This window comes from Ruegeria sp. MALMAid1280, from assembly GCF_049195285.1.
Classification (GTDB): Bacteria; Pseudomonadota; Alphaproteobacteria; order Rhodobacterales; family Rhodobacteraceae; genus Ruegeria.
This window is the reverse complement of sequence record NZ_JBMIRT010000045.1, coordinates 36,785-61,807: the sequence shown is the minus strand read 5'-3', so window position 1 is coordinate 61,807 and position 25,023 is coordinate 36,785. Positions and strand designations below refer to the sequence as shown.

Annotated in this window: 24 protein-coding genes; 12 read left to right on the top strand and 12 right to left on the bottom strand. The window is 59.4% G+C overall.

Features of this window, described 5'->3' with window-relative positions:
* Positions 1 to 11: 11 nt before the first annotated feature.
* Positions 12 to 455, top strand: a complete 444-nt coding sequence (locus ACOQFT_RS09265) for an NUDIX hydrolase (RefSeq protein WP_421597651.1) — start codon at positions 12 to 14, stop codon at positions 453 to 455.
* On the opposite strand, the gene ACOQFT_RS09260 is transcribed toward ACOQFT_RS09265, so the two are convergent.
* A complete protein-coding gene (locus tag ACOQFT_RS09260; RefSeq protein WP_421597650.1) occupies positions 452 to 1,747 on the bottom strand; it encodes a PP2C family protein-serine/threonine phosphatase in 1,296 nt (431 codons plus the stop codon). The genes ACOQFT_RS09265 and ACOQFT_RS09260 overlap by 4 nt on opposite strands.
* A 132-nt stretch (positions 1,748 to 1,879) precedes the next feature.
* On the opposite strand from ACOQFT_RS09260, the gene ACOQFT_RS09255 reads away from it, so the two are divergent.
* On the top strand, positions 1,880 to 2,209 hold the full coding sequence (locus tag ACOQFT_RS09255) for an Hpt domain-containing protein (protein ID WP_421597649.1): 330 nt from the start codon (positions 1,880 to 1,882) through the stop codon (positions 2,207 to 2,209).
* Here ACOQFT_RS09255 and ilvA read toward each other — a convergent pair.
* Both ilvA and ACOQFT_RS09245 read right to left on the bottom strand, forming a co-directional pair.
* Positions 2,206 to 3,432 (bottom strand): threonine ammonia-lyase IlvA, encoded by a 1,227-nt coding sequence (gene ilvA / locus ACOQFT_RS09250; RefSeq protein WP_421597648.1) that lies wholly within the window; start codon positions 3,430 to 3,432, stop codon positions 2,206 to 2,208. The two genes, ACOQFT_RS09255 and ilvA, sit on opposite strands and share 4 nt — an antisense overlap.
* Positions 3,433 to 3,490: 58 nt before the next feature.
* On the bottom strand, positions 3,491 to 4,261 hold the full coding sequence (locus tag ACOQFT_RS09245) for a hypothetical protein (protein ID WP_421597647.1): 771 nt from the start codon (positions 4,259 to 4,261) through the stop codon (positions 3,491 to 3,493).
* A gap of 141 nt (positions 4,262 to 4,402) precedes the next feature.
* Between ACOQFT_RS09245 and ACOQFT_RS09240 the strand changes: the two genes are divergently transcribed.
* From ACOQFT_RS09240 to msrA, 5 genes are all read left to right on the top strand, one after another.
* On the top strand, positions 4,403 to 5,626 hold the full coding sequence (locus tag ACOQFT_RS09240) for an argininosuccinate synthase (RefSeq protein ID WP_421597646.1): 1,224 nt from the start codon (positions 4,403 to 4,405) through the stop codon (positions 5,624 to 5,626).
* Between the two features lie 140 nt (positions 5,627 to 5,766).
* Complete coding sequence (locus ACOQFT_RS09235; RefSeq protein WP_421597645.1) at positions 5,767 to 6,834, top strand: YjgN family protein; 1,068 nt, start codon at positions 5,767 to 5,769, stop codon at positions 6,832 to 6,834.
* Positions 6,835 to 6,837: 3 nt separating this feature from the next.
* The gene (locus tag ACOQFT_RS09230; protein WP_421597644.1) at positions 6,838 to 7,881 is read left to right on the top strand and encodes a M48 family metallopeptidase; all 1,044 of its coding nucleotides are present in this window, start codon (positions 6,838 to 6,840) and stop codon (positions 7,879 to 7,881) included.
* Positions 7,882 to 7,945: 64 nt separating this feature from the next.
* Positions 7,946 to 8,230, top strand: coding sequence for an SCP2 sterol-binding domain-containing protein (locus tag ACOQFT_RS09225; protein WP_421597643.1), 285 nt, complete (start codon positions 7,946 to 7,948; stop codon positions 8,228 to 8,230).
* A gap of 96 nt (positions 8,231 to 8,326) precedes the next feature.
* A complete protein-coding gene (msrA, locus tag ACOQFT_RS09220) occupies positions 8,327 to 8,998 on the top strand; it encodes a peptide-methionine (S)-S-oxide reductase MsrA (RefSeq protein ID WP_421597642.1) in 672 nt (223 codons plus the stop codon).
* On the opposite strand, the gene ACOQFT_RS09215 is transcribed toward msrA, so the two are convergent.
* Positions 8,995 to 9,864, bottom strand: coding sequence for a ribokinase (locus ACOQFT_RS09215; protein ID WP_421597641.1), 870 nt, complete (start codon positions 9,862 to 9,864; stop codon positions 8,995 to 8,997). The two genes, msrA and ACOQFT_RS09215, sit on opposite strands and share 4 nt — an antisense overlap.
* Entirely contained in the window at positions 9,861 to 12,125 is a 2,265-nt protein-coding gene (locus ACOQFT_RS09210) for an NADP-dependent malic enzyme (protein ID WP_421597640.1), read from the bottom strand. The genes ACOQFT_RS09215 and ACOQFT_RS09210 overlap by 4 nt, the downstream gene beginning before the upstream one ends.
* Positions 12,126 to 12,288: 163 nt before the next feature.
* Here ACOQFT_RS09210 and mutS point away from each other — a divergent pair, with 163 nt between their 5' ends.
* A complete protein-coding gene (mutS, locus tag ACOQFT_RS09205) occupies positions 12,289 to 14,904 on the top strand; it encodes a DNA mismatch repair protein MutS (RefSeq protein ID WP_421597731.1) in 2,616 nt (871 codons plus the stop codon).
* A gap of 58 nt (positions 14,905 to 14,962) precedes the next feature.
* On the opposite strand, the gene ACOQFT_RS09200 is transcribed toward mutS, so the two are convergent.
* Entirely contained in the window at positions 14,963 to 15,526 is a 564-nt protein-coding gene (locus tag ACOQFT_RS09200) for a nucleotide exchange factor GrpE (RefSeq protein ID WP_421597639.1), read from the bottom strand.
* Between the two features lie 10 nt (positions 15,527 to 15,536).
* Complete coding sequence (gene hrcA / locus ACOQFT_RS09195) at positions 15,537 to 16,601, bottom strand: heat-inducible transcriptional repressor HrcA (RefSeq protein ID WP_421597638.1); 1,065 nt, start codon at positions 16,599 to 16,601, stop codon at positions 15,537 to 15,539.
* A 112-nt stretch (positions 16,602 to 16,713) separates the two neighbouring features.
* Between hrcA and rph the strand changes: the two genes are divergently transcribed.
* Genes rph through ACOQFT_RS09175 form a run of 4 tightly spaced genes read left to right on the top strand, consistent with a single transcriptional unit; the run spans position 16,714 to position 19,539 of the window.
* Positions 16,714 to 17,427, top strand: coding sequence for a ribonuclease PH (rph, locus tag ACOQFT_RS09190; RefSeq protein ID WP_421597637.1), 714 nt, complete (start codon positions 16,714 to 16,716; stop codon positions 17,425 to 17,427).
* Positions 17,424 to 18,038, top strand: a complete 615-nt coding sequence (gene rdgB, locus ACOQFT_RS09185; RefSeq protein WP_421597636.1) for an RdgB/HAM1 family non-canonical purine NTP pyrophosphatase — start codon at positions 17,424 to 17,426, stop codon at positions 18,036 to 18,038. Before rph ends, rdgB begins: the two co-directional genes overlap by 4 nt.
* A complete protein-coding gene (gene hemW, locus ACOQFT_RS09180) occupies positions 18,028 to 19,182 on the top strand; it encodes a radical SAM family heme chaperone HemW (RefSeq protein WP_421597635.1) in 1,155 nt (384 codons plus the stop codon). Before rdgB ends, hemW begins: the two co-directional genes overlap by 11 nt.
* Before the next feature lie 3 nt (positions 19,183 to 19,185).
* Positions 19,186 to 19,539: a YbaN family protein gene (locus tag ACOQFT_RS09175; RefSeq protein ID WP_421597634.1), complete on the top strand. Its 354-nt coding sequence runs from the start codon at positions 19,186 to 19,188 to the stop codon at positions 19,537 to 19,539.
* Here ACOQFT_RS09175 and ACOQFT_RS09170 read toward each other — a convergent pair.
* The 5 genes from ACOQFT_RS09170 to mnmE are packed head-to-tail and all read right to left on the bottom strand — an operon-like array spanning position 19,529 to position 25,017.
* Positions 19,529 to 20,422 carry a ParB/RepB/Spo0J family partition protein gene (locus tag ACOQFT_RS09170; RefSeq protein WP_421597633.1) on the bottom strand — a complete coding sequence of 298 codons (894 nt, stop codon included), beginning with the start codon at positions 20,420 to 20,422 and terminating at the stop codon, positions 19,529 to 19,531. The genes ACOQFT_RS09175 and ACOQFT_RS09170 overlap by 11 nt on opposite strands.
* Before the next feature lie 20 nt (positions 20,423 to 20,442).
* Entirely contained in the window at positions 20,443 to 21,246 is an 804-nt protein-coding gene (locus ACOQFT_RS09165; RefSeq protein WP_421597632.1) for a ParA family protein, read from the bottom strand.
* Complete coding sequence (gene rsmG, locus ACOQFT_RS09160; protein ID WP_421597631.1) at positions 21,239 to 21,853, bottom strand: 16S rRNA (guanine(527)-N(7))-methyltransferase RsmG; 615 nt, start codon at positions 21,851 to 21,853, stop codon at positions 21,239 to 21,241. Before rsmG ends, ACOQFT_RS09165 begins: the two co-directional genes overlap by 8 nt.
* A complete protein-coding gene (mnmG, locus tag ACOQFT_RS09155) occupies positions 21,850 to 23,718 on the bottom strand; it encodes a tRNA uridine-5-carboxymethylaminomethyl(34) synthesis enzyme MnmG (protein ID WP_421597630.1) in 1,869 nt (622 codons plus the stop codon). The genes rsmG and mnmG overlap by 4 nt, the downstream gene beginning before the upstream one ends.
* A gap of 12 nt (positions 23,719 to 23,730) precedes the next feature.
* A complete protein-coding gene (gene mnmE / locus ACOQFT_RS09150; protein ID WP_421597629.1) occupies positions 23,731 to 25,017 on the bottom strand; it encodes a tRNA uridine-5-carboxymethylaminomethyl(34) synthesis GTPase MnmE in 1,287 nt (428 codons plus the stop codon).
* Positions 25,018 to 25,023: the final 6 nt, after the last annotated feature.

Here is a 25,023-nt window from a genome sequence, read left to right as displayed (position 1 = left end):
AGGGGCCATACATGATCAGACGGTTCGGTGAAACCCCGCAAGCGGGGCAGAAATACATCAGACGTGTGGGTGTTTATGCATTATTGCCGCGCGGCCGGCACCTTTTGCTGACCTGCCAGATGGAGCCCGGCCCCGATCTGCAACTGCCCGGCGGCGGAATCGACCCGGGCGAATCACCCATCACCGCCCTGCACCGCGAAGTGTTCGAGGAAACCGGCTGGCTGGTTGCCAATCCCCGCCGTATCGGCGCGTTCCGGCGGTTCACTTTCATGCCCGAATACGATCTGTGGGCCGAGAAGGTCTGCCTGATCTACCGAGCCCGCCCCGTGCGCCGCATCGGCCCGCCGACCGAGCCGTTTCACGAGGCGTTGTGGATGGATACCGCAGATGCCTGTCAGATGCTGGGCAATGCAGGCGACCGCCACTTTGCCAGCCAACATCTGAACGCCCTTTAAGGTCCGTCATATTCGAAAAACACGGCAGACACGTCGTCATCCATGCCGCTGCCGGGGGCCATGACCTGTGTCAGGCGCCAGAACATGTCGTCCAGAAACTCGGTTCCACTGCGGCCGGGCGCGCATTCAACGGCCATCTGGCGCAGGCCTTCTTCCTCCAGCAATCCGCCCCCCTCGAGGCCGCATTCGGTAAAGCCATCCGAATACAACAGCAGCTTGTCGCCGGGCTGCAGATAGGTTTCGATCTGCTGAAACGAAACATCCGACAGTAACCCGATGGGCAGCCCGCCTTCGCCCAGAAACTCGGTACTGCCGTCGTGGCGCAGCACCAGCGGATGCGGATGCCCGGCCTGCACCATCTTCAGATGCCCGTTGCGCAGGTCGACGATGGCGTAAACCATGGTGAAATACTCCTCGACCCCCGCATCCGCCATCAGGCGGCAATTGAGCATCTCGGCCACCTGTTCGGGCGGCAGCAGCGCGTAGAATTTGTCGAACCGCTTTTCCATCGCCACGTTCTGTTCGAAATGCTTGCTGGACAGATAGCCGCCCAGCCGCGCCGTCATCATCGCCGAGGTGATGCCATGACCCGACACATCGATGCTGTAGAACCCCAGCCGGTTAACCCCGGGCGAGAACATCCCCACCAGATCGCCGCCAATATGACCGCAGGGTTTCAGCAACATGCTGACCCGCGACTTGCCGAATTCACGCGTCAGTTCCGGCACCAGCGAATCCTGAATTTTCCGGGCCTGCATCAAATCCTTGTCGATGGCATCATGCGCCACGCGCAGCTCTTCCAGCGCGGTTTCGATCATCCGGTTCTTCTCGGACAGCTCGCGCTGCATGTCCAGGATACGCGCCCCGGCCGAAATGCGCGCGCGCAGTTCATCCGCCTCAAGCGGTTTGATCAGAAAGTCGTCGGCGCCGGCATCCAGACCCTTTGCCACCTCCTGCTTTTCACTTTTCGAGGTCAGCAGGATGAAATAGCTGTACTGCTCGCTGTCCAGCGCCCGGAACGCGCGGCAGAATTCCAGCCCGCTCATCCCCGGCATGACCCAGTCGCTGACCACCAGATCCGGGGGGTTGGTCTGGCAGATCTCGATCGCGATGTCACCGCTGTCGGCCTCAAGCACGTCGAAGCCCCATTTTTTCAGAGAGGCCACCAGAATCCGCCGTTGCAGGCGGCTGTCATCGACGACAAGCACCTTTTGGATCGCGCCAAAATCCAGCTCTGTCCTGGCCTCTGCCTGACTGCCTTCTGTCACCTGTACCCTCTGAACTGCGACCATACTGAACGCACCGACCCTAGCGCGCGGCGGTTTAACATCCCGTGAAGGCGTTCTGTTTGCGTTGCTTAACCCCCTCTTTACCGGCCATAGGGTACGACAGGTCATGTCGCGATGTGTGTGGAGGCGCCGAACATGATCGACTGGTCCAGGGTCAGACAGCTGCGGGATGAGGTAGGCGCAGATGAGTTTGACGAGGTGGTGCAGATCTTTCTGGACGAGGTGCAGGAAACCATCGAACGGGTGCACCGGGACACAACCCGGGCCGAGTTCGAGCAGAACATGCATTTCCTCAAGGGCAGCGCGCTGAGCCTTGGGTTCAACCGCTTCTCAAGCCTGTGTCAGGATGCCGAACGCAACGCCGCCGCAGGAAATGCGGCCGAGGTCGATCTGCCCGCGATCCTGAAAACCTATGACGACTCTCGCGCCGTGTTCCTGACTGACAAGGCCGCGAACCTGGCCTAGATGACGAATTGCGCCAATGTTTCGTCTTCGGTGATGTCGGTATAGGTAAACCCGGCCTCATCCAGATGCGCGAACAGGCGGGCGAAGTTCTCGGGTTTGCGGGTTTCGATGCCGATCAGGACCGAGCCGAAATTACGCGCCGATTTCTTCATATATTCGAACCGGGCGATATCATCCTCGGGGCCGAGAATGTTCAGAAATTCCTTCAGCGCGCCGGGGCGCTGCGGCAGGCGCAGGATAAAGTACTTTTTGACGCCGGAATAACGCTGCGCCCGCTCCTTGACCTCGGGCAGACGTTCGAAATCGAAATTGCCGCCCGAGGTGACGCAAACCACGGTCTTGCCGCGGATAAAGCTTTGGATATCGCCCAGCGCTTCGATCGCCAGCGCGCCGGCGGGCTCCAGCACGATGCCTTCGACATTCAGCATCTCGATCATGGTGGTGCAGATGCGATCTTCGGACAGAACATGCACATCGGACAGATGGCGATCCTTGAGCAGGGCGAACGGTTTCGCGCCGATTTTCCCCACCGCCGCGCCATCGACGAAATTGTCGATATGATCCAGCGCCACCGGATGCCCCGCCGCCATTGCCGCGTGCAGGCAGGCCCCGCCCTTGGGTTCAACAAACAGACAATGGGTCCGGTCCCCGAACCACGTCGCCACGCCCGAGGACATGCCACCGCCGCCCACGGGCAGGATCACATGATCGGGCAGACCGTCTAACTGAGCCTCAACCTCAACCGCCAACGAAGCCTGCCCTTCGATCACATCCTCATCGTCGAAAGGCGACAGGAAATGCCCGCCCTGCTGTGCGCACCAAGCTTGCGCCGCGGCCAGAGTGTCGTCGAAATAGTCGCCGGTCAGGTGGATCTCGATATTGTCGCCGCCAAAGATGCGGGTCTTCTGGATTTTCTGCTGCGGCGTCGTCACCGGCATGAAGATCACACCGCGCACGCCCAGATGCTTGCACATATAGGCCACGCCCTGCGCGTGGTTGCCCGCGCTGGCGCAGACGAACAGGTCCTGCCCCTGCTGCTTGCGCATGGCGTTGAACGCACCGCGGATCTTATACGACCGCACCGGGCTGAGGTCCTCGCGCTTAAGCCAGATATCCGCGCCATAGCGATCGGACAGATGGGCGTTCCGCTGCAGCGGTGTGGGCGGAAACACGGTGCGCATTGCCTGTTCGGCAGCGCGGGCGCGGGTCATGAAATCAGTCATGACCCGTTCACTGGCCTATCCCGACTAAAAGAGCAAGGAATACATATGTGTACGCGGATCAGGCGAGTTCGCGTTTTTCGATGAAGACGCCGTACATGGTGGTCAGGACGCTGACGTTGATCAGAGACCCGATAAGTCCAATGATTGTTTGGCTCGCAATTCCGACAACCGGAAGAAACTGAATGGCTTGAACAAGAAAGAGTAGCACAGCAATTTGAACGACAAACATGATCACAGCTATGGCGAAGAAAACAGCGTTGTGACCGGCAGTTGCCTCTTTGACTGCTTTAAAACCGATAGTCTTACCAATCGCAGCTGCCGGGAGCACAGCCCCGAGCCTCAGAAATACGGCATAAAGGACAATGACGACGAAAAGCGGTAGGATTGCGGGTAACCAACTGAACACCGGGCTGAGAGAAATCAACACTGCGACGATTATAACAGGAATCGCAAAAATGATCGCTGCAAGGACACAAATCGCGATCAAAAGAAATGTGTATCCGATATAGTCAAACAATCGGTCTGTTCGGAACGGAGGAATCCAGCCTTTGGGGTATTCTTCAAGCAAGATAAACCGGTGCCAGGCAACGAATATCCAAACGGTCACAACCAAATTCATCAGTGCGACCACAATGCTTAGAAACACCTGAACTGGTGATGTAGCCAGCTCTGATCCGTCCACAAGCTCTACATTGGATCCGGTAAAATACAGAATAGCGAAGCTAAGCACAGCTGCGGCCACATTTGGTACCAACCCAATCTGTAGAGCCGCTTGAAGGTTTCGAAAAACCATCCGCACCGAATGCACAAAAATCTGCCAGCCCAACATCCGAAAACCGCCCTCTCAACCAATCCTTGTTCTCTTTGCACCCGTTTCACCGCAATTCCCGCGCCCCGTCAACGCAGATAACTTGCCCCCGCTTTCAAAACCCGTTAGGGGCCAAGCGTTCTACGCATAAGGGGAAGTCAGATGTCCGCGCCCAAGAAAGTTGTTCTGGCCTATTCCGGTGGCCTTGATACCTCGATCATCCTGAAATGGTTGCAGACCGAGTATGGCTGTGAGGTTGTCACCTTCACCGCCGATCTGGGTCAGGGCGAGGAGCTGGAGCCCGCCCGCCAAAAGGCCGAGCTGCTGGGGATCAAGCCCGAGAACATCTATATCGAGGATATCCGCGAAGAGTTCGTCCGCGATTTCGTCTTCCCGATGTTCCGTGCCAACGCGCAGTACGAAGGCCTGTACCTGCTGGGCACCTCGATCGCGCGTCCGCTGATTTCGAAACGTCTGGTCGAGATTGCCGAAGAAACCGGTGCCGATGCGGTCGCCCACGGCGCGACCGGCAAGGGCAACGATCAGGTGCGGTTCGAACTGGCGGCCTATGCGCTGAACCCCGACATCAAGGTGATTGCGCCCTGGCGGGAATGGGACCTGACCAGCCGCACCAAGCTGCTGGAATTTGCCGAGCAGAACCAGATTCCGATTGCCAAGGACAAACGCGGTGAGGCCCCGTTCTCGGTCGATGCCAACCTGCTGCACACCTCGTCGGAAGGTAAGGTTCTGGAAGACCCCGCCGATATGGCGCCCGACTATGTCTATCAGCGCACCGTCCACCCAGAGGACGCCCCGAACGAGCCCGAATTCATTGAGATCGGCTTTGAAAAAGGCGACCCGGTCAGCATCAATGGCGAGGCGATGAGCCCGGCGACCATCCTGACCAAGCTGAACGAATATGGCGGCAAGCACGGCATTGGCCGTCTCGATCTGGTCGAAGGCCGTTTCGTCGGTATGAAGTCGCGCGGCATCTATGAAACCCCCGGCGGCACCATCCTGTTGGAAGCCCACCGCGGGATCGAGTCGATCACCATGGACCGCGGCGCGATGCATCTGAAAGACCAGCTGATGCCGCAATATGCCGAGTTGATCTATAACGGTTTCTGGTACTCGCCCGAGCGTGAAATGCTGCAGGCCGCGATCGACAAGTCGCAAGAACATGTCACCGGCACCGTGAAGGTGAAACTCTATAAAGGTCTGGCCTCGACCGTGGGCCGCTGGTCGGATCACTCGCTGTATTCCGAGGCGCATGTAACCTTTGAAGAAGACGCCGGTGCTTATGATCAGACAGACGCAGCGGGCTTTATCCAGCTGAACGCGCTGCGCCTGAAGCTGCTGGCCGCACGGGACAAGCGCCTGAAATAATGGCTCTGCCGCACGAAAAAGTTGAATTGACCGGTTGGGTCGCAACTTTGCCGCAGAATTGCCCAGTTGGTTGAACACATAGACCGGGTCGGCCCTGCAAAGGACCGGCCCGTTATTCATTCAATCCAATTGAGGCATTCATGCAGGCAGATCAGCAACAGGAACCCCCGGCAGAGTTTGAGTTTCGGGGGTCGGCCTCGGAATATTTTGGCATCTGGATCGTCAACCTGCTGCTGTCGCTTTTGACCTTTGGCATCTACAGCGCCTGGGCCAAGGTGCGCACCAAGAAATATTTTTATCAGAACACCTATGTCGCCGGACGCAGCTTTGACTACCATGCCACCGGGTTGCAGATTCTGATCGGGCGGATCATCGTGATCGCCGGGATCGTCGCCTACACCATTCTGGGTGCAATCCCATTGGTGAACCTGGCCATGCTGCTGGGGCTGGTGTTCCTGATCCCCTACCTGCTGGTGCGCTCGCTAAGATTTCAGGCGCGGATGTCCAGTTGGTCCAATGTCCGGTTTGATTTTCAGGGCTCATGGGGATCGGCAGCGGCCAATTACTTCCTGTATCCGCTTCTGGCCGCGCTGACGGCCTATACCACTTGGCCTTTTGTCACCCGGTCCGTTCAACGGTTCCACGTGAACGGGCATACATTCGGACAGACCAAAATGTCCTTCGACAGTCCGATCGGGCCGTTTTACAAGGCATTTCTGTGCGCCGCCCTTTGGGTGATCGTTGGGCTTTCGGCGCTTTTGGCGATTGTTGGCGTGAATGTCGGAACCCTGGAAGCCTTCAAGTCACTGGAAAGTGGCGACGCGGATATTGCCGCGCTGATGATTATACTGTCGCTTTACGGTTTCCTGATCGTGGTAATGGTGCCTGCGCTGATCATCTATCACGCCATGGTGCGCAACACGGTCTACAACTATACCATTCTGGGCGACGGGCACCGGTTCTATTCGGATGTAAGCGCCCTGCATCTGCTGTGGATTTCCGTGTCGAACGCAGTGGTTGTCGGCGTGACACTGGGCCTGATGCTGCCCTGGGCGCATGTACGCCGGGTGCGCTATCTGGCCAATCACACCACCTTCATCCCTTCCGGTCCGCTGGATGATTTCGTTGGCGACGTCAGCGCGCAAGTCAGCGCCATTGGCGACGCTTACGGAGATATCGAGGGCTTCGATATCGGCATTGCGGTCTGACCTTTGGGTACGCTGCCCGATGATATCGGCGCGCCTGTCCGCGGGCGCGCCTATCCGCCTCTCAGTTCGCGCGAGATCCCGGTGCGGCTGGCGGTGGGCGCCAATACCGTCTGGTTGATTGACGAACAGGGCCAAATCCAGACCCGCTGCGCCCCCGGGGAGCTGTCGGTCGAGACCCGCGTCGGCGCGACCGAACGGCGGATCAATTTCCCCGATGGCACCCTGTTTCTGACCGACCAACACGCCGCACTTGAACATCTGATCGCCGACACCAGCGGATCGCATCTGCACCACGCCGAAAAGTTTCACCCCCGTTTGATCGTCGTCACGCTGGCCTGTCTGGTCGCGGTCTGGGGTGTGTGGAAATACGGGCTGGCGGTGCTGGTGGCGCTGGCGGTGTGGATGACGCCCCCGCCGCTGGTCACCGCGATTGATGCGGGGGTAATGCAGGCGCTGGATCAGATCATGACCGAGCCCAGCGCCCTGAGCGACAGTGACAAAGCCGAAGTTCAGGACAGTTTTGACCGGGTTCTGGCGGCACTGGGTCCTGCGGCCGAGGATCACGATTACACCCTGAAATTCCGCGACCTGCCCGGCATGGGCCCGAATGCCTTTGCGCTGCCGGGCGGCACTATCGTGGTAACCGACGAACTGGTGCGGCGGGTCTCGACCGACGCGCTGGCCGGGGTGATCGGGCACGAGATCGGGCATGTGGCGGAACAGCACGGACTGACGCAGATCTACCGCTCGCTCGGGGCTTTTGTGCTGATCGGGATGATGGCCGGCGATACCGGCCCGGTGCTGGAACAGGTGCTGCTGGAAGGCAACTTGATCCTGTCCCTGTCCTATTCCCGCCAGCACGAATTGGCCGCTGACCGGTTCGGCGTTGATCTGGCCCGCAAGGCCGGGTTCGATCCCAACGGCCTGTCGGATTTCTTCGACCTGCTGGAACAGGAATTCGGCGATCAGGAGACGGACTGGCTCAGCACCCATCCCCGTTTCAAAGACCGTCAGGAAAACCTGAAATCCCTGACCCAAGGTCACTAGGCGCGGGCTATTGCCTGCGCCCCGACTGCCCCCTAACCCTTTGGGCTGAAACAGGAGGGACCCTATGACACTTGCCGTTATTGCCGATGGTATTCAGAAAAACCTTGTCGGGCGCAGCTTTGAAGGCTCACTGAAATTCGACTGCGGCGATGACGGTGTCATCGTGCTGGCCGACAATCAGGCCTCCACCCAGGATCGCGACACCGACTGCACCATCCGCATCTCGCATGACAATCTGACCAAGCTGCTGACCGGCAAGTTGAACCCGATGACCGGGGTGGCACTGGGCAAGCTCAAGATCTCGGGCAATATGGGTGTGGCGATGAAGCTGGGGCAACTTCTGGGCTAGAGCGATAAACTCGTCTCACCACCGCGTGACAAACCATGTCAGCGGATTGCGCCGGTGCATAAGTCAGGGCAGCCTGATCCCGAAAGGAGCCCTGCCATGACCCGCATCGCTTATCTCGACTTCGTCAAACCGACGCTGCTGATTGCGTTGATCGCACTGGCCGCTCTGCTGCGCGCCGCGCCTGCACCGGCTGCGGGGACTGAGACCCTGACCGTTGCGGGGGGCTGTTTCTGGTGCGTCGAATCCGATTTCGAATCCGTTCCGGGCGTGATCGGTGCGGTCTCAGGCTATACCGGCGGCAAGACCGCCAACCCGACCTATGATCAGGTCACCAAAGGCGGCACCGGCCATTACGAGGCGGTCCAGATCACCTTTGACCCGGCGCGCGTTTCTCGTGAAACGCTGCTGAACATGTTCTTCCGCTCGGTCGATCCAACCGATGCAGGCGGTCAGTTCTGCGACCGGGGCAACAGCTATCGGACGGCGATTTTCGTCTCTAACACAGGGGAAAAAGCGCTGGCACAACAGGCTAAGGCGGATGCGCAACGCACCTTGGGGCAAACGGTTGTCACGCCTATCCTGCAGCAGGGCGCGTTCTATCCGGCCGAGGCCTATCATCAGGATTACTACAAGGGCACCAAGCTGGTCCTGACCCGCTTTGGCCCCAAGCGCCAGCACAGCGCCTACAAAGCCTATCGCAAAGCCTGCGGCCGCGATGCCCGGATTAAGCAACTCTGGGGCAGCGCGGCACCGTTCGCCGGGCCTTAATCGAACCTCGCCTCGTGCACCTCTTTGAGGTCGGGGATCACATCCGCCGTTCCGTGCCGCGTGACCATCAGGGCCGCGGCACGATTTGCCTGTTGGATCGCCTGCGCCATCGGCATTCCCCGATCCATCCCGGCCAGAACATAGCCGGTGAACGTATCGCCGGCGCCGGTGGTATCCACCGCCTGCACCTTATGGGCAGGAAAATCCGAGACCTCACCGCGAAGGTAATACCGCGCGCCTTTTGAACCCAGCGTTACGATCACATGTTCGATCTTCAGATCGGTCACCGATTGCCCGGTGGCGTCGCGCAGCTGTTCGGCCTCGACCTCATTCAGGATCAGGAAATCCAGATAGGGCAACACGGCCTGCACCGCCGCGGCCTGAAAGGGGGCTGCGGCGTAACAGACGGTCAGACCCAGCGCGTGCGCCATCTTTGCGGCCTCGACCTGCAGGGTGGTTTCGTTCTGCATCACCAGCAGATCGCCCTGCGATGCAGAGGACAACGCCTGCCCCAGCTGGTCCGGCGTGATTGCGTGGTTCGAGCCCGGAAACAGGATGATGTTGTTTTCGCCCTGCGCATCCACCGCAATGATGGCGTGCCCGGTGGGCACATCGACCTCAGCGATGTGACGCGTATCCACGCCATATTCGGTCAACCGATCCCGCGCCCAGAGCCCGTCCGGCCCAACGGCACCGATATGCGCCACCTGCGCCCCGGCCCGGGCGGCAGCCACGGACATATTCGCGCCTTTGCCGCCCAGAAACCGATCCAGACGATTGGCCGAAAGGGTCTCTCCCGGCCCAGGCAGGTGCGGCACGTCATAGATCATGTCCGCGTTGATCGAGCCGAGGTTCCAGATCGTCATGGCTTGCCCGAAATATCGCACGAGGCCAGGATGGCCATGTTCAGGATGTCATTCGCCGTCGACACGGTCGAACAGATCTGGATCGGCTTGTCGACACCCGACAGGATCGGGCCAATGACAGTCGCGCCGCCCATTTCCTGCATCAGCTTGGTCGAAATCGATGCCGAGTGCCGCGCCGGAACGATCAGGATATTCGCCGGTCCGGTCAGGCGTTGGAACGGATAGCCTGCCTGCTGATCCACGTTCAGGGCCACATCCACGGTCATCTCGCCTTCGTATTCGAAATCAACGCCGCGCTGGTCCAGAACGGTCGGGGCGACGTGCATCTTCTCGGCCCGCTCTGAGACCGGATAGCCGAAGGTCGAGAAGCTGACGAAGGCCACGCGCGGCTCCAGCCCCATATGTCGGGCCACGGCGGCGGAACGCTCGGCGATATTGGCCAGATCGTTTTGATCGGGCCATTCGTGCACCAGCGTATCGCCGATCAGGACAATCCGCCCCTTGTACAGCAGCGCGGTCACCCCGGCGGCACCATGCGCCGCGTCGGCGTCGAATACGTGGTTGATCCGGTCCAGAACATGCGCCGATTTACGAGTGGCCCCGGTCACCAGACCGTCGCCATGCCCATGCGCCAGCATCAGCGAAGAGAACACATGCCGGTCGCGCGCCGCCAGCCGGTGAATATCCTTGCGATCAAAGCCCTTGCGCTGCAACCGCTTGTAGAGAAAGTCGTTATAGGTATCGAGATGCGCGGTATTGGCGGCATTCACCACCTCAAGCTCGCGCACCGCGTCGCCCAGACCGGCCTCTTCCAGCTTTTGTTTCACGTCCTCGGGACGGCCCACAACCAGCGCCTTGCCGAAACCAGACCGCTGATAAGTCACCGCCGCGCGCAGCACGCGGGGATCGTCGCCCTCGGCAAAGATCATCCGGCTTTGCGCCTGACGCGCCCGCGCGTTCAGGCCGCGCAGAATGCTGGCGGTCGGGTCCATGCGGGATTTGAGGCTCAGTTCATAGGCGTCCATGTCGATGATCGGACGGCGCGCCGCCCCGGTTTCCATGCCGGCCTTGGCAACGGCGGGCGGAATGCGGTGGATCAGGCGCGGATCGAACGGAGTGGGAATGATGTAGTCGCGGCCAAAGGTCAGCGACTTGCCATAGGCCATCGCAACCTCGTCCGGCACATCCTCGCGCGCCAGTCGGGCCAGCGCGTGGGCACAGGCGATCTTCATCTCGTCATTGATGGCGCGGGCATGGATATCCAGCGCACCTCGGAACAGGTAGGGGAAGCCCAGAACGTTGTTCACCTGGTTCGGATAGTCGCTGCGCCCCGTCGCGACGATGGCATCGACGCGGACCTCATGCGCCTCTTCCGGCGTGATTTCGGGGTCGGGATTGGCCATCGCAAAGATCACCGGGTTGTCGGCCATGCTGGCAACCATCTCCTGCGTCACCGCGCCCTTGACCGACACGCCAAGGAACACATCCGCGCCCTTCATGGCCTCTTCCAATGTCCGCAGGTCGGTGGTGATCGCGTGGGCCGATTTCCACTGGTTCATCCCCTCGGTCCGGCCCTGATAGATCACGCCCTTGGTGTCACAGACGATGCAGTTCTCATGCCGCGCACCCATCGACTTGAGCAGTTCGATACAGGCAATCCCTGCCGCACCCGCACCGTTCAGAACGATTTTCACGTCCTCGATCTTTTTGCCCGAGATATGCAGCGCGTTCAGCAGACCCGCCGCGCAGATCACCGCCGTGCCGTGCTGGTCATCGTGGAAAACCGGAATATCCATCTCTTCCTTCAGGCGCTGTTCGATGATGAAACACTCGGGCGCCTTGATGTCTTCGAGGTTGATGCCACCAAAGGTCGGCCCCATCAGACGTACGGCGCGGCAAAACTCGTCCGGGTCCTCGGTGTCCAGTTCGATATCGATCGAGTTCACGTCCGCGAACCGTTTGAACAGGACGGATTTCCCCTCCATCACCGGTTTCGAGCCCAGCGCGCCAAGGTTCCCAAGCCCCAGAACCGCCGTCCCGTTCGAGATCACGGCCACCAGATTGCCCTTGTTGGTATAGTCATACGCAGTCTCGGGCGCTTCGGCGATGGCTTCACATGGAACGGCCACACCGGGACTGTAGGCCAGCGACAGATCGCGCTGCGTGGTCATGGGAACGGTGGCCTGCACCTCCCACTTGCCGGGGGTCGGGTCGAGGTGAAAGGCCAGCGCCTCTTCTTTGGTGATCTTCGTTTTGGGCATCGGAAATGTCGTTTCTTTACATCTGTTGGGCTTTTGCGTCATAGCGCAGGCTAAGGCGCGCCTCAACGACATTACGTTTTCACCTTTCGTCGCAGGGGACGGGTTTGTAAGGTCGCGCCCGGAATACGCCAGAAGGGGGCCGCTTTTGTCCACAGTCACGCCGATGATGGCGCAATATCTCGAGATCAAAGAGGCCCATGTGGACGCCCTGCTGTTTTATCGCATGGGCGATTTCTACGAGATGTTTTTCGAAGACGCGGTGAATGCCGCCGAGGCGCTGGATATCGCCCTGACCAAACGCGGCAAGCACAATGGGGACGATATCCCGATGTGCGGCGTGCCGGTCCATTCCGCCGAGGGTTATCTGCTGACCCTGATCCGCAAAGGCTTTCGCGTCGCCGTCTGCGAACAGATGGAAAGCCCGGCTGAGGCGAAGAAAAGAGGCTCTAAATCAGTGGTTCGGCGGGATGTCGTGCGGCTGGTGACACCCGGCACGCTGACCGAAGACGCCCTGTTGGAAGCCCGCCGACACAACTTTCTGGCCACCTATGCCGAGGTTCGGGATGAGGCCGCGTTGGCCTGGGCCGATATCTCGACCGGCGCGTTTCACGTGATGCCTCTGACCTCTGTCCGCCTCAGCCCCGAACTGGCGCGGCTGGCCCCGTCCGAGTTGATCGTGGCCGACGGGTCTGAGGCCGCGCTGCACGAACCCACCCGAGATCTGGGCATCTCGCTGACCCCCATCGGACGCGCCAGTTTCGACAGCACGGCGGCGGAAAAGCGCATCTGCGGGTTGTTCCACGTGGGTGCGCTGGATGCGTTTGGGTCGTTTGGTCGCGCCGAGGTGTCAGCGATGGGCGCGCTGATCGACTATCTGGAGATCACCCAAAAGGGCAAACTGCCGCTGCTGCAGACGCCGCTGAAGGAATCCGAAGACCGTGTGGTGCAGATTGACGCCGCCACGCGCCGCAACCTGGAACTGACCCGGTCCCTGTCCGGAGGTCGCGCCGGATCATTGTTATCCGTGGTCGACCGGACCGTGACGCCGGGCGGCGCGCGCCTGCTGGAACAACGGCTGTCCAGCCCCTCGCGCAATCTGGATGTGATCCATGCCCGGCTCGACGCGGTGAGTTTTGCCGCCGAAGACAGCCTGACCGCCTCGGACCTGCGCGAGGCCTTGCGCAAAACCCCTGATCTGGACCGGGCCTTATCTCGCCTGTCGCTGGACCGCGGCGGACCCCGCGATCTGGCCGCCATCCGCAACGGGCTGACCCAGGCCGCAGCGATAGCCGCGATTTGCGAGGGTCAGGACCTGCCTGTGTTGCTGGCCACCGCCCTGCAAAACCTTGTTGGTTTTGGCGATCTGCTGAACCTGCTGGACGGGGCCCTGGTCGCCGAACCGCCCCTTCTGGCCCGTGACGGCGGCTTCATCGCCCCCGGTTTCGACACCGAACTGGACGAAGCCCGCACCCTGCGCGACGAAGGCCGCTCGGTCATCGCCGGATTTCAGCAGAAATACGCGGAACATACCGGCATCACCTCGTTGAAGATCAAGCACAACAACGTGCTGGGCTATTTCATCGAAACCACGGCCACCCATGCCGAGAAGATGCTGAACCCGCCGTTTTCCGAAACCTATATCCACCGCCAGACCACGGCCAATCAGGTCCGGTTCACCACCGTAGAGCTTTCGGAAATCGAAACCCGCATCCTGAACGCCGGGAATCTGGCGCTCGAGATCGAAAAGCGGCTCTATCAAAGGCTTTCTGACGAAATTCTGGCCCTCGCTGCCCGCCTCAACCAAGCCGCCAGGGGGCTGGCCGAACTGGACCTGACCACCGCACTGGCGGACTTGGCGCGCGGAGAAAACTGGTGCCGCCCGCAAGTGGACGCATCCCGCGCCTTCAATGTTCAGGGTGGCCGCCACCCGGTCGTCGAACACGCGTTGCGCCAGCAAAGCGGGGATGCATTCATTGCCAATGATTGCGACCTCAGCGCCGATCAGGGCGCGGCAATCTGGCTTCTGACCGGTCCCAACATGGCCGGTAAATCGACCTTCCTGCGCCAGAACGCCCTGATCGCACTGTTGGCTCAGATCGGCAGCTACGTCCCTGCCGAGCAGGCCCATATCGGCGTGGTCAGCCAGCTGTTCAGCCGGGTCGGAGCCTCGGACGATCTGGCCCGTGGCCGCTCGACCTTCATGGTCGAAATGGTCGAAACCGCCGCGATCCTCAATCAGGCAGATGACCGCGCGCTGGTCATTCTGGACGAAATAGGCCGCGGCACCGCCACCTATGACGGCCTGTCGATCGCCTGGGCCACGCTGGAACATCTGCACGCCGCCAACAAATGCCGCGCGCTGTTCGCCACGCATTACCACGAACTGACCGCGTTGGCCGGTAATCTTGAGGGCGTCGACAACGCCACAGTCGCCGTCAAGGAATGGGAAGGCGAGGTGATCTTCCTGCACGAGGTACACAAAGGCGCCGCCGACCGGTCCTATGGGGTGCAGGTCGCCCAACTGGCCGGCCTGCCCGCCTCGGTTGTGGACCGCGCGCGTGTGGTGCTGGATCAGCTGGAGAAAACCGAACGCGAAGGTGGCAAGCAGAAGGCCCTGATCGACGACCTACCCCTGTTCTCTGCCGCGCCACCGCCGCCACCTGCGGCGCCCAAAGCCTCACCCGTCACGGATATGCTGAATGAGATCCTGCCGGACGAACTGACCCCGCGCGAAGCGCTGGACTTGATCTACAAACTGAAAGAGGCGGCCAGATCCTGACCGCCCCTTCATCTTTTCCAAAATACTCTCGCCGAAGGCTTGGCTTCTTTGAAGCCAATCAGCTGGCGGGCGTCGAAGACACACCCACCTGCGCCGGACGCAGCAGGCGGTCATGCAGCATGAAGCCTTCAGCCGAAACCTGAATGATGTCACCTGCGCGGGTTCCAGGCACCGGGGCCTCGAACATCGCTTCGTGGATATTCGGGTCAAACCGATCACCAACTTCGGGGGTGATCACCTCAATCCCGTGCTTCTGGAACACGTCCTTCAGCGCGCGCATGGTCAGTTCGACCCCTTCCAGCAGACCGGCGGCAACCTCTTTCTGCTCGTCGGTCGCAGCCTCAAGCGCGCGTTTCATGTTGTCGTAAACCGGCAGCATGTCACGAGCCAGTTTCGACCCACCATACTGTTCCGCATCCCGACGCGCCTTGTCACCGCGTTTACGCGCGTTCTCGGCGTCTGCCAATGCGCGCATGAACTTGTCTTTGTAATCGTCGCGCTCGGCACGCAGCTCATCCAGCTCCAGTGCTTCGCCGGCAATCTCCGCGAATTCTTCAGCCAGCTCTTCCGCTTCGGCGGTTGCGATATCGTCCAGAAATTCTTCGTTCTTGGGCTCTGCCATCTCTTACCCTCTAGCTCCGGTCGGATATCAGCTTGCCGACCAGTTGCGCCGTATAATCCACGATCGGCACGATCCGTCCATAATTCAGACGCGTGGGCCCGATGACCCCGACCGCACCAATTATCTTTCGATCAGCGTTCATATATGGAGACACCACCAAAGAGGAACCCGAAAGTGAGAAAAGTTTGTTCTCAGAGCCGATAAAAATGCGCACACCCTCGCCTTCTTCGGTCAATTCGAGGAATTCTGCGATGTCACGCTTGCGTTCCAGATCGTCAAACAGCGATCGGATACGGTCCAGCTCCTCTTCCTGACCTGGTTCATTCAGCAGATTCGCCCGCCCGCGCACGATCAATCGCCCCGAGTCGGTCCCGTCCCCATCCCAGGCCGCCATGCCGCTTTCGACCAGTTCCCGCGCCAGCACGTCGATCTCTTGCTTGCGGGCATCGATCTGCGTCTGCATCTGACGGCGCACTTCGCCGAGCGTGCGCCCTTCGATCAGCGCATTCAGAAAATTCGCCGCTTCACGCATTGAACTGGGCGTCTGCCCGGGCGGAGGCGTGAACAGGCGGTTTTCCACGTGACCGTCTGCAAACACCAGAACCACCAAAGCACGGTCATGGGCCAGTGAGACAAACTCGATATGTTTGATTTCGGATTCATGCTTGGGCGTCAAGACCAGAGAGGCCCCATGCGTCACGTGTGACAAGGCCGACCCCACCCGGTCCAGCATTCCGCCCACATCGCCCGCGTTAGAGCCTAAAGTCTCATCCAGCTTCTGCCGATCTTCCGCGCCCAGATCGCCAACCTCAAGCAGCCCATCAACGAACATCCGCAACCCTTGCTGCGTCGGAATCCGCCCGGCACTGACATGCGGACTGTCCAAAAGGCCCAGATACTCCAGATCCTGCATCACGTTGCGCACAGTCGCGGCGCTGACCTTTTCCGACAGGGTGCGGGTCAGGGTGCGGCTTCCCACCGGTTCCCCGCTGTCCAGATAGCTTTCGACGATCAACCGAAACACCTCACGCGAGCGGTCATTCATCTCGTTCAGAATTTTACTTGCTTCGCTCATCGGCGGCCCCCTGCTGGGTCGTCATTAAATCGCAGGCAAATGAAAGGTCAATCGGGGTTGCATCGTAACGCCGCGGGGCGTTATCCCCAACCCAGCAAACAAAGGATTTTCCATGCGACCCTCAGGACGTGATCTAAACGAAATGCGCCCGGTTTCAATCGAAACGGGCTTTACCAAACATGCCGAAGGTTCCTGCCTGATCAAAATGGGCGACACCCACGTGCTGTGCACCGCCACGATCGAGGATCGCGTGCCGCCGTTCATCAAGGGCTCGGGCCTCGGTTGGGTCACTGCCGAATACGGGATGCTGCCCCGCGCCACCAACACACGGATGCGCCGCGAGGCCGCCAGCGGCAAACAAGGCGGCCGCACCGTGGAAATCCAACGTCTGATCGGTCGTGCTCTGCGTGCCGGTGTGGACCGGGTTGCGCTGGGTGAGCGTCAGATCACCGTCGACTGTGACGTGATCCAGGCCGATGGCGGCACCCGCTGTGCGTCGATCACCGGAGGCTGGGTCGCGCTGCGTCTGGCGGTGAACAAGCTGATGAAGGCGGGCGACGTGGTCTCGGACCCCTTGGTAGACCCTGTTGCGGCCGTTTCTTGCGGTATCTACGCCGGTCAGCCGGTGCTGGACCTCGACTATCCCGAAGACAGCGAGGCCGGCGTGGATGGCAACTTCATCATGACCGGTTCCGGTAAACTGATCGAAGTGCAGATGAGCGCCGAAGGCTCGGTGTTCAGCCGCACCCAGATGGATCAACTGATGGATCTGGCCGAAAGTGGCGTGACCCAGCTGGCCGCTGCGCAAAAGGCCGCCACCGAATGACCCGCAGGTTCGACAGCGACAGGCTGCTGGTGGCCACGCATAACAAGGGCAAGCTTGAAGAGATGGCGCATCTTCTTGAACCTTTTGGCGTGACCGTTGTTGGCGCGGCAGAAATGAACCTGCCCGAGCCAGAAGAGACCGAGGACACATTCGTCGGCAACGCCCGGATCAAGGCGCATGCTGCGGCCAAGGCGACCGGCCTGCCTGCCCTGTCGGACGATTCCGGCATCACCATCGACGCGCTGGACGGCGCGCCCGGCGTCTACACCGCTGATTGGGCCGAAACCGGCAATGGCCGCGATTTCCTGATGGCGATGACCCGCGCCCATAATGAGCTTGAGGCGAAAGACGCCCCGCACCCCCGCACCGCGCAATTCCGCAGCACGCTGGTTCTGGCCTGGCCTGACGGGCATGACGAGGTGTTCGAGGGCATCGCCCCTGGCCATCTGGTCTGGCCGATCCGCGGGGAAGGCGGGTTTGGCTATGACCCGATGTTTGTTCCCGACGGGTACGACATTACCTTCGCCGAGATGGATCGCTGGGAAAAGAACAAGATCAGCCATCGCGGTCGCGCGGTGGAGATGTTCGTGAAGGGCTGTTTTGGCGGATGATTGGCGCAACGGGGGCTTTGGCCTGTATGTGCATTGGCCTTTTTGCGAGGCCAAATGCCCCTATTGCGACTTCAACAGCCATGTTTCCAGAAATATTAATCAAAAACAATGGCTTGACGCGTATCTAAGCGAATTGCACCGCTCGGCCGCCGAAATCCATGACCGTGTCCTGAACACGATCTTTTTCGGCGGCGGCACCCCGTCCCTGATGGAGCCTGAAACGGTCGCTGCGGTGATTGATGAGGCCCGCGCCCTGTGGCGGCCTGCCAATGACATGGAAATCACGCTCGAGGCTAATCCTGGTTCGGTTGAGGCCGGTCGCTTTGCCGCTTATCGTGACGCTGGCGTGAACCGAATCTCGATGGGTGTGCAGGCCCTGAATGACGAAGACCTGCGCCGACTGGGTCGGATCCACACAGTCGCCGATGCCCGCGCCGCCTTTGACATCGCCCGCGCTTGTTTTGACCGGGTCAGTTTTGACCTGATCTACGCCCGCCAGCATCAGACATTGGAGGCCTGGCGCAAGGAACTGACCGAGGCGCTGTCGATGGCCGTCGATCACCTGTCGCTGTATCAACTGACCATCGAGGACGGCACCGCCTTCGGCGACCGCTATGCCATCGGAAAACTGCGCGGGTTGCCCGAGGATGACAGCGCCGCCGACATGTATCTGGCTACGCAAGAGATCTGCGAGGCGCATGGCCTGCCCACTTATGAGGTTTCAAACCACGCACGGCCCGGCGCGGAATCGCAGCACAACCTGATCTATTGGCGTTATGGCGATTATGTCGGTATCGGCCCCGGGGCACATGGGCGTATTACTCTGAACGGTCGAAAACTCGCGACGGAAACCTATCTGTCTCCAAATGCTTGGCTGAACGCCGTTGAAAACGGGTCCGGAGAAAAAGAGCGCGCCGTCCTTTCACCGCAAGATCAGGTCAACGAATACCTTATGATGGGTCTAAGAGTGACTGAAGGTCTAGATATTGATAGGTTCAACGCATTGTCCGATCAACCTCTGCCGCAGGACAAGCTGTCTGATCTGGTTGAATTGGGCATGATCGAACAGACAAATGGGCGGCTGGTTGCGACCAAAGACGGGCGCGCCGTGCTGAATGCGGTGATCCGGGAATTGTTGGGATAGATGATGCAATATTTCTGGGCCATTCTGGGATTGATCTGCGTCGGGCTTGCGATGGTGGGCATCGTTCTGCCCCTGTTGCCGACGGTGCCATTTCTGCTTTTGGCGGCGTTCTTCTTCGCCCGCTCCTCCTCGCGCCTGCATAATTGGCTGGTCACGCATCGATCATTCGGGCCGCTGATCGTCGATTGGCAAAGCTCTGGCGCCATTCGTCCGGGCGCAAAAAAAGCGGCGACCCTTTCGATCGCCGCCGTGTTCGGCCTGTCTGTCCTACTTGCCCTGCCTTCTCATGTCCTGATCATTCAGGCCGTGGTGCTGAGCGGAGTGATGATCTTTATCTGGACCCGGCCTAACGGCTGAGCTTGGCGCAAAGATCGTCCAGCTGATCCAGGTTTTCATAAGTCAGAACCACCTGACCGGTTTCAGTTCCAGCTTTGTGGTTGATTACAACCTTCATCGCCAGGATCGCGGAAAGGTCCTTTTCCAGCGCCCGCGTGTCCGCATCCTTGCCCGCATCCAGGTTTCTGGACCGTGGCGCAGACTTGGCCGGATCACCCTGCTGTTTTTTCACCAGCGCCTCGGTCGCGCGCACCGACAGCCCATCGCGCACAACGATTTTTGCCAGTTCAGACGGGTTTTCCGCCGTAATCAGCGCCCGCGCGTGGCCCGCCGACAGCTTACCTTCAATCACCAGCGTCTGCACATCCAGCGGCAGAGACAACAACCGCAGCAAGTTTGCGATATGGCTGCGGCTTTTACCCAGCGCTTCGGCGAGCTTCTCCTGCGTGTGCCCGAAACGGTCCATCAGTTGCTTGTAGCCCGCCGCCTCTTCGACGGCATTCAGGTCTGCGCGCTGAATGTTCTCGATAATCGCGACTTCCAGCACTTCGGTATCGTCGAAGTTTCGCACGATCACCGGAATATCATGCAGCTGCGCCATTTGGGCAGCCCGCCAGCGGCGCTCACCGGCCACGATTTCATATTCGCTACCGTTGATTTCGCGCACGATCAGAGGCTGAATGATGCCCTTTTCTTTGACCGAAGCTGCAAGTTCGTCCAGCTGATCCGGTGAAAACGTCCGGCGTGGCTGGTTCGGGTTGGCGCGTAGCTTTTCAATCGGGACTTTCATGTCCGGCCGGCGGGGCTCTGACGGAACCAGACCTTCGGCTTCCTGCGTCACATCTGCCATCAGGGCCGACAATCCGCGGCCCAAACCTCGGGGTTTTGATTTCTTGACGGCCACTGAGCCCTCCTCACTGCCGCTCAGGCGGCGGCTTTCTTATTCTTATGAATGACTTCGCGCGCCAGATGGCGATACGCCATCGCCCCCAACGACCCCGAGTCATACTGCAGAACCGGCAAAGCGTAAGACGGCGCCTCGCTGACCCGCACATTTCTGGGTATCTTGGTTTTAAATACCATCTCACCCAGATTGTCACGCGCGTCTTTTTCGACCTGTCGGGACAAGTTGTTGCGGTTGTCATACATTGTCAACACAACACCTTCGATTCTCAGGTCCGGATTCGCTGTTTGGCGGACCTCTCGTATCGTCAGCATCAACTGGGACAGGCCTTCCAGCGCAAAGAACTCGCTTTGCAGCGGAACCAAAACGGAATGGGCCGCGACCATGGCGTTTACTGTCAGCAGATTCAACGATGGTGGGCAGTCGATGAGCACAAAATCCAGCTCGAACTTGTCGATTGGCGTCTGCCGCAGCGCATCATGCAATAGATAGCTGCGTTTTTCGTTGGAAATCAGTTCGATATCAGCTGAACTCAGATCGACTGTCGCGGGGATCACAAAAAGACCATTGATTTCCGTCTCTTGTACCACTGCCTCAAGCGGGGCATCGTCAAGGATCAGATCATAAGTCGTCCAATCCCGGTCCTCGACACCCAGACCGGTTGATGCATTGCCCTGCGGATCGAGGTCGACAACCAAGACCCTGCATCCTGCCTCGGCCAGACCTGCAGCCAGATTGATCGCCGTCGTCGTTTTTCCCACCCCACCCTTTTGATTGGCAACCGCAATTATCCGGGGCCCTGAGGGACGAGACAGATCAACCACGCGATACTCCTTTGATCCTTAGGATAACAGCTTGGGGTTCAGTTAAACTTGTAATCGGCTCGCACTCGAATTTCCATTCCTCGCGTGCGGCTTCCAGCTCTTTTTTCCAACTTGCACCTTTCGGCAACAAAGCAGTACCGGTTTTTCCTAAATGTCTGTCACAAAATGACAATAATGCCTTAAGATCGGCAAGCGCCCGCGCAGACAAGACATCTGCCTGTAGGGGTTCCACGTTTTCGATTCGCCTTGAAATGACAGTACAATTGGCACCGCATTCCCGTGCCACATTGCGTAAGAACGCTGATTTGCGCTGATCGCTTTCCACTAGGCTGAATTTGGCGTCTGGCGCTGTATCTATGGCCATGATCGCGCAAACCATACCGGGAAATCCGCCACCGCTGCCCAGATCCACCCAGGTATTGAATGCACCTGCACACTGGTAAACCTGTACGGAATCCAGAATATGCCGCGTCCAAATGTCCTTTAAACTGTTGCGGGATACCAGATTGATCTTAGGATTCCAGCGATGCACCAGATCTACATAGGTTTCGAGCCGTTCAATTGTTTCACGTGAAACACTCGAACCATCAAAGATCTCGTGGCTCATGCCTTGCGTACCTTTTGTTCACGCCTCAATTTGGCCAACAACAACGTAAGCGCCGCCGGTGTCACCCCTTCAACCCGCCCGGCCTGAGCGATGTTGATCGGCCGCGCCTGAGAAAGCTTCTGCTTCATCTCGGCTGACAGACCTTCCAGCGCAGAATAGTCGAAATCCCGCGGTATTTCATAGGATTCATCGCGTTTCATCGCTTCGACGTCCTTTTGCTGACGCGCAATGTAGTTCGCATAGAGCGCGTCCCGCTCGACTTGAAGGCGGATATCCGTTTCAACCTCTTCCAATTCCGGGACCAGGGGGACCAGATCATCAAAGGAAACGTCGGGAAACGCCAAAATCGCCATTCCATCCCGGCGGTTTCCGTCCTGATTGACGTTGATTCCAACTGCGCGCACCTCTTTCGGCGTATATGTGCGATCGGTCAGCATGGATTTGGCTGCGGAGAGTTTCTCCATCTTTTCGCCGAACCGTACTTGGCGTTTCTCTCCGACACACCCGAGAACGGTGCCCAAAGGTGTCAACCGTTGATCCGCATTATCCGCCCGCAAGGACAGTCGGAATTCTGCCCTTGAGGTGAACATTCGGTACGGCTCCGCTACACCACGCGTAGTCAGATCGTCGATCATCACGCCGATATAGCTGTCGGCCCGCGTGAAATGAACCGGATCGTGACCCAAAACGGACAGGGCGGCGTTTAATCCGGCGACTAGGCCTTGCGCTGCGGCTTCCTCATATCCTGTGGTGCCGTTGATCTGGCCCGCAAGATATAGACCAGGTGCATCTGGCAAGGACAGCGACGATGTCAGAACGCGGGGATCAACATAGTCATATTCAATCGCGTATCCCGGTTGCAGGATCTCGGCCTTCTCCAATCCCTTGATTGAGCGCACATAATCCTGCTGTACATCCTGAGGCAATGAGGTAGAAATTCCGTTCGGATAGATCGTGTGGTCATCAACCCCTTCAGGCTCCAGAAATATCTGGTGCGAGTCCTTTTCCGCAAATCGAACGATCTTGTCCTCGATCGAAGGGCAATATCTGGGCCCCACCCCATCGATATGCCCCCCATACATAGCGGATCGAGACAGGTTCTTTTCGATGATCTCATGGGTGCGTGTGTTTGTATGCGTGATGCCGCAGGATATCTGTGGTGCAACAACCGAGGTGGAGAGAAACGAAAACAGCGTAGGATCGTCGTCACCGTCCTGACGTTCAAGATCGGACCAGTCGATTGTCCGTCCATCCAGCCTTGGCGGTGTTCCGGTTTTCAAACGCCCCATCGGCAAATCAAGACTGTCCAACCGTTCTGCCAGCTTGACTGAGGGCCGATCCCCCATTCGCCCGCCCGGCCGGGAAACATCGCCGATATGGATAATGCCGCGCAGGAAGGTCCCCGAGGTCAGGATGACGGCGCCGGCGAGGATTTCGGAATCGTCCGCCAGCCTGATCCCAGCGACCCTGAGCCCGTCCATTACAAAATCGACGACTTCGCCCACTACGACCGTCAACCGATCCTGCGCCTGCGTCTCTTTTTGCATGGCAGCTCGATACAATGCACGATCCGCCTGGGTTCTGGGACCCTGCACCGCTGGGCCCTTGCGACGGTTCAGCAGGCGAAACTGAATGCCTGCCTGATCCGCAACCCGGCCCATGACACCATCCAGCGCATCAATCTCGCGTACCAAATGCCCTTTACCCAAACCTCCAATGGCAGGGTTGCAGGACATCACACCGATATCTGATGCGGACAAAGTGACCAAAGCCGTCTCAGCCCCCAGTCTTGCGGCAGCGTGTGCAGCTTCGGTTCCGGCATGTCCTGCGCCAACAACAACAACATCGAACTTCGAATGTTTCACGTGAAACACTCCCTACTTACCCAGGCAGAAACTGGAAAATATCTCATCCAGCAGGTCTTCGACCCCAATCCTGCCAACCAGTGTTTCCAAGGCACGGATCGCCGTGCGCAGCTCTTCTGCAGCGATATCATACAAGTCTGGGCCTGATTCCAGAACCGCCATCGCCGCAGCCAATGCTGACCGGGCATCAATCAGCGCGACGCGGTGCCGTTCACGGGTGGCGATACCATGACTAGTAGATCGCTCACCAAGAACACACGATATGTGGGATATCAACTGATCAATCCCCTGCCCCGTCTTCCCGGAAATCCCGCCATTGCCATCCTCACGGAGATCAGATTTCGGCAACATCTGAATGTCGCCCTCCAACATCTGAACGCCAAGCTCCGAGGTATCTTCGGCCAAAAACACCCGCAAATCAGCCGCATCGGCGCGTTTTCGAGCCAGTTCGATCCCAAGGTTTTCGACGTGATCCTCGGTTTCGCGCAATCCAGCCGTATCCAGCAGCGTCACCGGCAATCCACCAAGATCCATCCGAACCTCGATGACATCGCGAGTCGTCCCGGCATATTCCGACGTGATTGCCGCCTCGCGCCCGGCCAATGCGTTCAGCAAGGTCGACTTGCCCGCATTCGGCAGGCCAACGATGGCGACCTCGAACCCGGTTCGGATGCGTTCGGCAATCTTCACGCCTTCCGCTTCACGCTGCAGGTCTTGCATGACGCCAGTCACCAATGTCTGCACTTCTGGTGTGACGTCCGTTGGCACTTCTTCATCGGCAAAATCGATGACGGCTTCCAACAACGAAGCCGCCCGGATCAGATCACGGCGCCAGCGTTCGGCCAATCCGCCCAGTTCCCCGGCTAGAATGGTCTGTGCCTGTTTTCGCTGCGCCTCGGTTTCGGCATCGATCAGATCAGCCAGTCCTTCGACCTGGGTCAGGTCCATCTTGCCGTTTTCCAACGCACGGCGGGTGAACTCTCCGGGTTCCGCCAGCCGCAGCCCGTCCGTGTCCGACAGGCAGCGCATCACGGCGTTGACCGAGGCGGTACTGCCATGGATCTGCAACTCGGCCACGTCTTCGCCGGTGAAGCTGGCCGGCGCCTGGAAGGTCAGAACCAGCCCGTCATCCAAACGTGATCCGTCTGACGCATGCAAGGTTCGAACCCGCAAGCCACGGGGCGGCAGCGGGCTGCCTGTCAGATCAGCCGCAGCAGAATGCGCCAAAGGGCCAGAGAGGCGGATGACCGCCACCCCTGCTTTGCCTTGTGCGCTGGCCAAGGCGAATATCGTATCCATTCGAAG